Raw genomic sequence first — 11,596 nt, forward strand, 5'->3', positions numbered from 1 at the left:
TCCGCGGCACCGTCCGCTTCACCGACACCCTCACCACCCTCCACAACCACAACACCACCACCTACCTCGAAATCGGCCCCGACACCACCCTCACCGCACTCGTCCGTGACACCCTCGACGATCCCGAGGTCACGAGCGTGCCGGCCATGCGCCGCGGGCGGGACGAGCCCCGGGCTCTGCTCACCGCGCTGGCGACCGCGTACGTGCGCGGCGCCGACGTCGACTGGACGACCCTGTACGGGGGCATGGGCGCGCGGCGCGTCGATCTACCGACGTACGCCTTCCAACGCAAGCGGTACTGGCTGGACAACACCGCACGTGCGCCCAAGACGCGGGCAGCCCAGCCGCCCGAGGTACGGCACACGGGCATGGACGAGTCCCCCGCCGAGACCGTCGGCCAGGCAGCCGCGGATCCGCGTGGCGCCTGGCGGGCGCGGCTCGGGGAGCTGTCGGAGCCGGCTCGCAGGCACGCCGTGGCCGAGCTGGTCGACGAGCACATCGCCGCCGTACTGGAGTACGGGCCCGGAGAGCGCGTCGAGCGGCACACGGCGTTCCAGAAGCTCGGTTTCAGCTCCCTGATGGCCACCGAGCTGCGGTCCGCCCTGGCGGCCGCCACCGGGCTGCGGCTGCCGACCGGGCTGCTCTTCGACCACCCGACGCCCGAGGCGCTGACCCGGTTCGTGGAGAGCGAGCTGCTCGGCGCGGGCGTGGTCGACGACGACACTGCCGCGCCGGCCGACGGCGGCGATCCCATCGCCGTCATCTCCATGGCCTGCCGCTTCCCCGGCGGTGTGGCCTCGCCCGAGTCCCTGTGGCGCCTGGTGTCGGAGGGAGGCGATGCCATCTCCGCGTTCCCGACGAACCGTGGCTGGGCCGACGACCTGTACGACCCGGATTCCGAGCGCCAGGGCAAGAGCTCGGTCCGGCACGGCGGATTCCTGCACGATGCGGGCGAGTTCGACCCGGCGTTCTTCGGGATCTCACCGCGTGAGGCTCTCGCCATGGACCCCCAGCAGCGGCTGCTCCTGGAGACGTCGTGGGAGGCCGTGGAACGCGCGCGGCTCCTGCCCGAGTCGCTGCGGGGCACACGCACCGGAGTCTTCGTCGGCGCCACCGCACTGGAGTACGGGCCCCGGATGCAGGACGCGCCCGCGTCCGTGCAGGGCAACGTGCTCACCGGCTCCACCACGAGCGTGCTGTCGGGGCGGATCGCGTACCAGCTGGGGCTGCTCGGGCCGGCGGTGACCGCCGACACGGCCTGCTCGTCGTCCCTGGTCGCCCTGCATCTGGCGATCCGCTCGCTGCGCAGCGGCGAGACGAACCTCGCCCTGGCCGGGGGCGTCACGGTGATGTCGTCGCCCGGAATGTTCGTGGAGTTCTCGCGTCAGCGCGGTCTCGCGCCGGACGGCCGCTGCAAGTCCTTCGCGGCCGGCGCGGACGGTACCGGCTGGTCCGAGGGCGTCGGACTGCTCCTCCTGGAACGCCTGTCGGACGCCCGACGCAACGGGCACACGGTACTGGCCGTGCTGCGCGGCTCGGCGATCAACCAGGACGGCGCCAGCAACGGCCTGACCGCGCCGAGCGGTCTCGCCCAGCAGAGCGTCATCCGGCAGGCGCTGGCCGACGCGGGCCTCGCCCCGACCGATGTCGACGCCGTGGAGGCTCACGGCACGGGCACGCGGCTCGGTGACCCGATCGAGGCCGAGGCGCTGATGGCGACGTACGGCACCGGGCGTGGGGAGGGGGATCCCGTCTATCTGGGGTCGCTGAAGTCCAACATCGGGCACGCGCAGGCGGCCGCGGGTGTCGGTGGTGTCATCAAGATGATCGAGGCGATGCGGCACGGCGTCCTGCCCAGGACGCTCCATGTCGACGAGCCGACGCCGATGGTCGACTGGTCGGCGGGGGCGGTCGAACTCCTCACCGAGGAGCGGCAGTGGCCGGATGTCGACCGGCCGCGGCGCGCGGCCGTCTCCTCGTTCGGGATCAGCGGCACCAACGCCCATGTCGTCGTCGAGTACGACCCGAGGACGGCCGCGGCGCCGGACTCCCCGGCCGGGCAGGGCGTCGCCGCCCGCACGGCGTCCGTGTTCCCCGCGCCGTGGGTCCTGTCAGGGCGGGACGGGCGGGCGTTGCGCGCGCAGGCGGCGCGGCTGCGGGACCAGCTGCGTGCCGGTGAGGCGGACCCCGCCGCCGTGGGGCGGTCCCTGGCGGTGACGCGGACGGTCTTCGAGGAGCGGGCCGCGGTCCTCGGCCGGGGCGTCGAGGACCGTCTCGAAGCACTGGAAGCACTGGCGGAGGCCCGCGATCACCAGAAGGTGATCACCGGGAGCGCGGCGAACGCGGGCCGTACGGCGTTCCTCTTCACCGGCCAGGGGTCGCAGCGGCTGGGTATGGGCCGGGAACTGTACGGCTCCTCACCCGTCTTCGCCGCCGCGCTGGACGCGGTCTGCGACGCCTTCACCGCGCACCTCGATCACCCGCTCAAGAGCGTCCTGTTCGCCGAGCCGGACACCGCGCGCGCCGGGCTCCTCCATCGGACCGCGTACACACAGCCCGCCCTCTTCGCCGTCGAAACGGCCCTGTACCGCTTCCTCGCCCACCACGGGCTCGCCCCCGACGTCCTGGCCGGCCACTCCATCGGCGAACTCACCGCCGCGCATGTGGCGGGAGTCCTCGGCCTCGCCGACGCGGCCACCCTCGTCGCCGCCCGGGCCCGTCTCATGGAGGCGGCCACACCCGGCGGCGCCATGATCGCCGTCCAGGCGGGCGAGGACGAGGTCACCCCGCTCCTCGTCGGCCTGCAGGACAGGGCGGCCGTCGCCGCGCTCAACTCCCCCACCTCCACCGTGATCTCCGGCGACGAGGACACCGTCACCGCCATCGCCCGGCGCCTGGCCGGGCAAGGGCGGAAGACCACCCGGCTCACCGTCAGCCATGCCTTCCACTCCCCCCATATGGACGGCATCCTCGACGACTTCCGCCAGGTCGCCGCCTCGCTCACCTACCGGCCTCCGACCGTCCCCGTCGTGTCCACGGCCACCGGCGAGCTCGCCACGACCGACCAACTCACCTCCGCCGACTACTGGACCCACCACATCCGCACCACCGTCCGCTTCACCGACGCCCTCCGCACGCTCGACAGTCAGGGCGTCACCACGTACGTCGAGGTCGGCCCCGACGCCGTCCTCACCTCGCTCACCCACCAGACCCTCGACGGGGCCACCGCGGTGGCGCTGATGCGCTCCGGGCGGCCCGAGGCGGAGACCGTGGCCGAGGGAGTGGCCCGCGCGCACACCACGGGTGCGGCGCTGGACGCGGCGACGTTCTTCCCCGGCGGGGACCTCGTCGACCTGCCGACGTACGCGTTCGGCCGCGAGCGCTTCTGGCTGGCCCCGCGTCCGCAGACCGACGCGCGCGGCCTGGGACTCGACGCCGCCGGTCATCCGCTGCTCGCCACCGCCGTCGACCTCGCCGAACGCGACGACACCGTGCTCGCGGGCCGGCTTTCGCTGAACGGTCAGCCGTGGCTGGCCGACCACACCATCGGCGGCTCCGTCCTGCTGCCGGCGACGGCGTTCCTCGAACTGGCCGCCGCCGCAGGCGAGCACCTCGGGCTGCCCCGGGTGGAGGATCTCACCCTGGAGGCGCCGCTCGTCCTCACCCAGGGCGAGGCGGTCCGCGTCCAGGTGACCGTCGGCGCCGCCGAGGAAGGCGGTGTGCGCCCTGTCACCGTCCACGCCGGCCCCGAGGGCGACGGCGAGGCTACGCGCGCGTGGACACGGCACGCCGTCGGCGCGCTCGCTCCGGCCACCACGGACGCCGACGCGTCGGCGTACCCGACCGAGTGGCCGCCCGCCGGGGCGACCGCCGTCCCGATCGAGGACGTGTACGAGCGGCTTGCCTCGCTCGGCTACGGCTACGGGCCCGCCTTCCAGGGCCTGACCGCGCTCTGGCGCGCGGGCGAGGACCTGTACGCCGAGGTCTCGCTGCCCGCAGGGGCGGACGACGCGGCGGGCTTCGCCCTGCATCCGGCGTTGCTCGACGCGGCCCTGCACCCGCTCGTCCTGGACGCCGCACCCGACGGCGACGACGACGGGACCATCCGGCTGCCCTTCTCCGTCTCGGGCGTCACCCTGCACACCGCCGGAGCCTTCGAGCTGCGCGTCGGCATCCACCCGCACGCGCCCGGCTCCGGCACCTACGGCCTGACGCTCGCGGACGCCGCGGGCGCGCCGGTCGCCGTGGTCGAGTCGCTGGCCCTGCGCCCGGTGGAGAGGGAGAAGCTGGCGAGGGGAACGCGGGCACGGGGCGGCGCTCTGTACGAGCTGCGCTGGCCCGTACTCGCCGCTTCGGGGCCGGGGAGGGAGATCGCCCTGGCCGAGGCCGGCGAGAGTCTCGCCGACGTGGAGCCGGCCGACGTGATCGTCGTACGCTGCCCGGCCTCCTCTTCCGGGGGCGGCCCGGAGACGGCGGACGCGCGGCACTCGGCAGGCGCGCGTGTTCTGCGCCTCGTGCAGGAGTTCCTGGCCGACGAGCGGTTCGCGGAGGCGCGACTGGCCGTGGTCACCTCACAGGCCGTCGCCGCCCTGCCCGGCAAGGACGTCGCCGACCCCGAGTCCGCCCTCGTCTGGGGTCTGATCCGGTCGGTGCAGTCCGAGCATCCCGACCGTCTCGTACTCGTCGACGGAGAGAGCCACCGGGAGAGCGGCAGGGAAAGCGACCGGGCGAGCGACACCGACGTCGACGATCTGCTCGCCGCCGCACTCGCCACCGCGTTCGCCACCGACGAGCCTCAACTGGCCGTACGTGAAGGCGCCTTGCGGGTTCCCCGGCTCACGCCGGTCGGCGGCCGGGCGCCGGAGCAGGCGCCGACCGCGCTCGACCCGGAGGGTACGGTCCTCGTCACCGGCGGCACCGGTGGTCTCGGCGCACTGCTCGCCCGCCATCTGGTCGCAGAACACGGCGTACGTCACCTGCTTCTGACGAGCCGTCGAGGAGCAGCGGCTCCGGGCGCGACCGAACTGGCCGACCAACTCGCCGAGGCGGGTGCCACGGTACGGATCGAGGCCGCCGACGTCTCCGACCGGGCGGCTGTGGCGGCACTGCTCGACGGAATCGACGCGGCCCGTCCGCTGACCGCCGTCGTCCACACGGCCGGCGTCCTCGACGACGCGACCGCGCTGTCGCTGACCGAGGACCGGCTGGAGGGCGTACTGCGGCCGAAGGCTGACGCCGCGCGTCACCTGCACGAACTCACCCAGGGGCTCGACCTGCGGGCCTTCGTGCTCTTCTCCTCCGTCTCCGGCCTCATCGGCACCGCCGGCCAGGCCAACTACGCCGCCGCCAACGCCTATCTGGACGCACTCGCCCAGCACCGTCACGCGATCGGCCTGCCGGCGACGTCGCTGGCGTGGGGGCTGTGGGACGCGACCCACGGCATGGGCTCGACCCTCACCGAGGCCGAGGTGGCCCGTTGGGAGCGCGCCGGTCTGCCGCCCCTCACCCCCGAGCAGGGACTGGCCCTGTTCGACGCGGCGCTGCGGCGCCCGGAGCCGCTGCTCGCCCCCCTGGCCCTGCGGCCCGCTCGCCTCACCGCCGGGCCGGTACCGGCGGTCCTGCGTGGGCTGGTTCCCGCGCGCGCCCGCCGGACCGTCGGCGCCGAGAAGGCCGCGAAGGCCGGGACCGAGCAGTCGGCCTGGGCGGGCCGGATCTCCGCGCTGAGCACCGACAAGCAGCAGGAAGCCGTACTCGACCTCGTGCGCGGCGAGGTCGCCGCCGTGCTCGGTCATGCGGGGGCCGGATCCATCGCCCCCGACCGGGCCTTCAACGACATCGGCTTCGACTCGATGGCCGCGGTCGAACTCCGCAACCGGCTCAACGCGGCCACGGGCCTGCGCCTGCCGTCCACCCTCGTCTTCGACCACCCCGCGCCCAGCGCACTCGCCTCGTACCTGCTCAGCCGGGTCGTGGCCGAGAAGGCACCCGTGGCCGCGGTCGCACCGGCCCGGACCACGAGCCGGGCGGACGAGCCGATCGCGATCGTGGGCATGGCGTGCCGCTATCCCGGCGGGGTGTCCTCGCCGGAGGACCTGTGGCGCCTCGTCTCCGAGGGCGTCGACGCGGTCGGCGAGTTCCCGACGAACCGGGGCTGGGACGTGGAGGGCCTGTACGACCCCGATCCGGAGCAGGCCGGCACGAGCTACACCCGCAACGGCGGATTCCTGTACGACGCCGGCCTGTTCGACGCCGGGTTCTTCGGGATGTCGCCGCGCGAGGCCACCGCCACCGACCCCCAGCAGCGCCTGCTTCTCGAGACGACCTGGGAGGCCTTCGAGAGCGCGGGCATCGACCCGGGCAGCGTGCGCGGCAGCTCCACGGGGGTCTTCACGGGTGCGATGTACGACGACTATCCGGTGCGTGCCAACGCGGCGCCCGGCGAGTTCGAGGGCTTCCTCCTGGCGGGGAACCTCTCCAGTGTGCTGTCGGGCCGGGTCGCGTACACCTACGGCCTGGAGGGTCCCGCCGTCACGGTCGACACCGCGTGCTCGTCGTCCCTGGTCGCGCTGCACCTGGCCGCGAACGCGCTGCGCTCCGGCGAGTGCGATCTCGCCCTGGCCGGCGGTGTGACGGTGATGGCGCAGCCGACGACGTTCGTGGAGTTCTCACGTCAGCGCGGTCTGTCGGCGGACGGGCGGTGCAAGGCGTTCGCCGCTTCGGCCGACGGCACCGGCTGGTCCGAGGGCGTCGGCGTCATGCTCGTGGAGCGGCTGTCCGACGCCCGTCGCAAGGGCCACCAGGTGCTGGCCGTCGTACGGGGTACGGCGGTCAACCAGGACGGCGCGAGCAACGGCCTGACCGCGCCCAACGGTCCCTCGCAGGAGCGGGTGATACGTCAGGCCCTGGCCAACGCGGGGCTCGGTCCGGCCGACGTGGACGCGGTCGAGGCGCATGGCACGGGCACCACCCTGGGCGACCCCATCGAGGCGCAGGCGCTGCTCAACACCTACGGGCAGGAGCGTGCGGGCGACGACCGTCCCCTCTGGCTCGGCTCCCTGAAGTCGAACATCGGTCACGCCCAGGCGGCGGCCGGGGTCGGGGGGATCATCAAGATGATCGAGGCGATGCGTCACGAGGTGCTGCCCCGCACCCTGCACGTGGACGAGCCGTCGCGGCACGTCGACTGGGAGTCGGGTTCGGTGGAACTGCTCACCGAGGCCCGCTCCTGGCCCCACCCCGGCCGGCCTCGCCGTGCCGGCGTCTCGTCCTTCGGGATCAGCGGCACCAACGCCCACGTGATCATCGAGCAGGCCCCGCCGACGTCGCCGGTGCCAGTGCCGGTGAGTGCACCTGTCGCCGCCGACACCGACACCGACCCCGACACCGTGGTGCCGTGGATCCTGACGGCGCGCGGTGAGGACGCGCTGAGGGCCCAGGCGCGCCGTCTGCACGGCCACCTGACCCGGCATCCCGAACTCGGCCCCGCCGACGTGGCAGTCTCGCTCGTCGGCACCCGGGCCGCCATGGGACTCGGCGCCGCCGTCGTCGGCGCCGGGCGCGGGGCGCTCCTCGAAGGGCTGGACGTCCTCGCCGAGGGCGGGTCCTCGCCCCGTATCGTGCGCGGCCGTGAGGCCGACGGGAAGACGGCGTTCCTCTTCACCGGGCAGGGCAGTCAACGCCTCTCCATGGGACGTGAGTTGTACGCTTCGTCCCCGGTGTTCGCCGCAGCCCTCGACGATGTGGCCGCGCACCTCGACGCCGAACTGACGCGCCCGGTCAAGGACGTGCTGTTCGCGCGCGAGAACACGGCGGACGCCGCGCTCATCGATCAGACCGCCTTCACACAGGCAGCGCTGTTCGCCGTCGAGGTGGCGCTGTTCCGCTGGTTCGAGCACCACGGAGTGCGCCCCGACCACCTCCTGGGCCACTCGATCGGCGAGGTGACGGCGGCGCACGTCGCCGGCGTCCTGGACCTCGCCGACGCGGCCGTGCTGGTCGCCGAACGGGGACGCCTGATGCAGTCCGCCCCCGAGGGCGGTGCGATGGCCGCGATCGAGGCGCGCGAGGAGGACGTGCGCGAAGCGCTGCTCGCCCGCCCGGACGGCAGCACCGGCACGGTCGACATCGCGGGCGTCAACGGGCCCCGGGCCGTCGTCGTCTCCGGCGATGCCGCAGCGGTCGAGGAGCAGGTGGCGCTCTGGCGCGAAAGGGGTGTGCGGACCAGGCGGCTGACCGTCAGCCACGCCTTCCACTCCGCCCACATGGACGGGGTGCTGGAGGAGTTCCGGGAGATCGCCGCCGGGCTGACGTTCCACCCGCCGCGGATCCCCGTCGTGTCCAACGTGACCGGCACCCTGGCGACGGACGAGGAACTGACCTCGCCCGACTACTGGGCCCGTCACATCCGCCAGGCCGTGCGCTTCCACGACGGTGTACGACATCTCGCCGCCCAGGGGGTCACCCGGTTCGTCGAGCTCGGCCCCGACGGCGTCCTGACCTCTCTGGTGCGGAACACGCTGGCGGACGAGGAAGGCGAGTCGAGCGAGGCCACCGAAGCCGGAGGGGCCGCCGTCGTCGTACCTGCGCTGCGCAAGGGCCGGTCCGAGACCGAGACCGTCACCGGCGCACTCGCCCGGCTCCACCTCGCCGGCGCCCGACCGGACTGGGGCGCCGCCCTCCCCTCCGCCCGGCGCGTTCCGCTTCCCTCGTACGCCTTCCAGCACCGGCGGTACTGGCTCGACACGCCGGCCTCCGCGTCGGACGCAGGCGGGCTGGGGCTGAGCGCGGTGCGGCATCCGCTCCTCGGTGCCGCCGTCACCATGGCCGGCCGCGACGAGACGGTACTCACGGGGCGGCTGTCCCTGCGTACGCATCCGTGGCTCGCCGACCACGCGGTCGCCGGAACGGTGCTCCTGCCCGCGACCGGACTGCTCGAACTGTGCATCCGGGCGGGCGAGCAGACGGGCGCCTCCGTTCTGGAGGAGGTGACGCTCACCGCGCCCCTGACGCTGCCCCGGACAGGAGCCGTACAGCTGCAGGTGATCGCCGCGGCGCCCGACCCCGCGGGACGGCGCGCCGTCGAGATCCACTCCCGCGTCGACGACGGTGACTGGCTGCTCCACGCCCACGGCACCATGGCTCCGGAACCGGACGACGCCACCGACGGCACCGACCTCGGTGACGCGGAGGCGGGGCTGCCGATCTGGCCGCCGACGGGCGCGACGGAGGTCGGTCTCGACGGCGTGTACGAGCGGCTGGCGGCCGGGGAGTACGCCTACGGACCCGCGTTCCGGGGGCTGCGCCGGCTGTGGCGCGGCACGGGCGAGCTCTTCGCCGAGGTGGCGCTGCCCGACGGCATGGCCGATCAGGCGGGCCGGTTCCTCCTCCACCCGGCGCTGCTGGACGCGGCGCTGCACCCGCTGCTGCCAGGGGTCGTCGACGACGAGGGCGCGGCCGTCCTCCCGTTCTCCTGGTCGAACGTACGGCTGCACGCCGTGGGCGCGTCGGTCCTGCGCGTGCGCATCGCGCGCTCCGGGAACGAGCCTGACGTGGTGTCGCTGACGGTGGCGGACCAGCAGGGCGCACCGGTCATGTCGGTGGAGTCCCTGGCGCTGCGACCGCTGTCGCCGGAGGCCCTGCGGGCGGCCGATACGGGCCGTGACGGGCTGTTCTCCGTCACCTGGTCCGAGATCCCGGCTCGTGACCTCGCCCCGGACAGCACCGTGGAGGACTTCTCGGGGTGGGCCGCCTGGGGAACGTGGCCCGCCGGGCGGATCCAGGCTCATGCCGATCTGGACGGGCTGGCCCGCTCCGGTGCGCGGACCGTGGCGTGGTCGCTGAGCGCCGAACCGGGGCAGGCTCACGGGGAGGCCATCGCCGCGCTGGCCAGGGTCGAGCTGTGCCGGGTGCTGGAGCGCGTCCAGCAGTTCCTGGGCGACGACCGGCTGGCCTCCTCGCGGCTGGTGGTCGTCACGCGCGGTGCCGTGGCGGCCGGAGAGGGCGAAGGGGTGCCGGACCTGGTGCACGCGGCGCTCTGGGGCCTGCTGCGCGTGGCACAGACCGAGAACCCGGGGCGGATCGTCCTCGTGGACACCGACCTCGCCCCCGAGGACCCGGCGCACACGCGGCTGCTGTCCCAGGTGGTCGGTACCGGTGAGCACCAGGCCGCTCTGCGCGCCGGACGGATCCTCACGCCCCTCCTCACACGTACGCCCACCCCTGACGGTGCCGGAACGGTGACGGATGAAGGGCCCGGGCGCTGGGACGACGGCACCGTGCTGATCACCGGCGCGACGGGCACCCTCGGCCGGATCCTGGCCCGTCATCTGGTCACCGAGCACCGGGCCCGCACGCTGCTGCTGCTCAGCCGGCGCGGCGAACAGGCCCCGGGGGCCGCCGAACTCCGTAATGAGCTGGAGGAACTGGGCGCCACGGTCACCTTCGCGGCCTGCGACGCCGCCGACCGCCAGGCACTGACCCGTACGCTGGCGAGCCTCAGCACACCCCTGCGGGCCGTGGTCCACACGGCGGGCGTGCTCGACGACACCGTCATCGGCAGGCTCACCCCCGAGCGGCTCGACGCCGTCGTCCGCCCGAAGATCGACGCCGCGTGGAACCTCCATGAGCTCACCCGTGGCACCGATCTGACCGCGTTCGTCATGTACTCATCGATCGCCGGGCTGATCGGCAACGCCGGGCAGGCCAACTACGCCGCGGGCAACACCTTCCTCGACGCACTCGCCGCGCACCGCCAGGCCGAGGGACTGCCCGGCACGTCCCTCGCCTGGGGGCTCTGGGAGGAGTCGAGCACCATCAGCGGGGAGCTCGACGCCAACGACCTCCGCCGCCTCGCCGGTCTGGGTCTCACCCCGCTGCCCACCGACCACGCCATGACCCTCTTCGACGCGGCCCTGGCCGACGGGCAGCCGCTGCTCGCCGCCACCGGGGTCGACGCCGCGGCACTGCGCCGCAAGGCCGACCAGACCCATCCCCTGCTCCGCGGCCTCGCGCCCGTCCCCCGGCAGCGCAGGACCGCCGGTGACGCGCAGCAGACGACCGACCTGCCCCGGCGACTCGCCGCTCTCGACCCCGTGGCGCGCGAACAGGCACTGGCCGGCCTGATCCACACCCACGTCGCCGACGTCCTGGGCCACGACGCCCAGACCACGATCGATCCCGAAAAGTCCTTCCAGGACCTCGGCTTCGACTCGCTGACCGCGGTCGAGCTCCGCAACAAGCTCAATGTCGCCACCGGTCTGCGCCTGCCCACCACGCTCGTCTTCGACCACCCCAACCCGCAGGCTCTCGCCCGCCATCTGACCACCCTGATCGTGCCGGAGCCGGAACCCGGCACGACGCCCGCGACACCCTCGCTGGAACCCCTCCTCACGACCCTCGACGACACCAGGGCGCTCATCGACGCCCTCGCCCCCGACAGCCCCGCCCGCGCCACCGTCGCGGAGCACCTCAAACAGCTCCTCCACGCCACGGAACAGCGCACCGCCCCGGAAACCCACCCCATGACGGACCTCGACGACGCCACCGACGAGGAGCTCTTCGCACTCCTCGACCGCCCCGAATAGCAGCCCGTCAGAAG

The 11,596-nt window shown here is 73.8% G+C and carries 1 protein-coding gene; it reads left to right on the top strand.

The annotated features are described in order from the left end of the window. Positions 1–11,582 (top strand): type I polyketide synthase (locus ACZ3IJ_RS34315; protein ID WP_467474819.1); only part of this gene is annotated, 11,582 nt, incomplete at its 5' end. Positions 11,583–11,596: the final 14 nt, after the last annotated feature.

It is taken from the genome of Streptomyces sp. NPDC013317 (genome assembly GCF_055563155.1).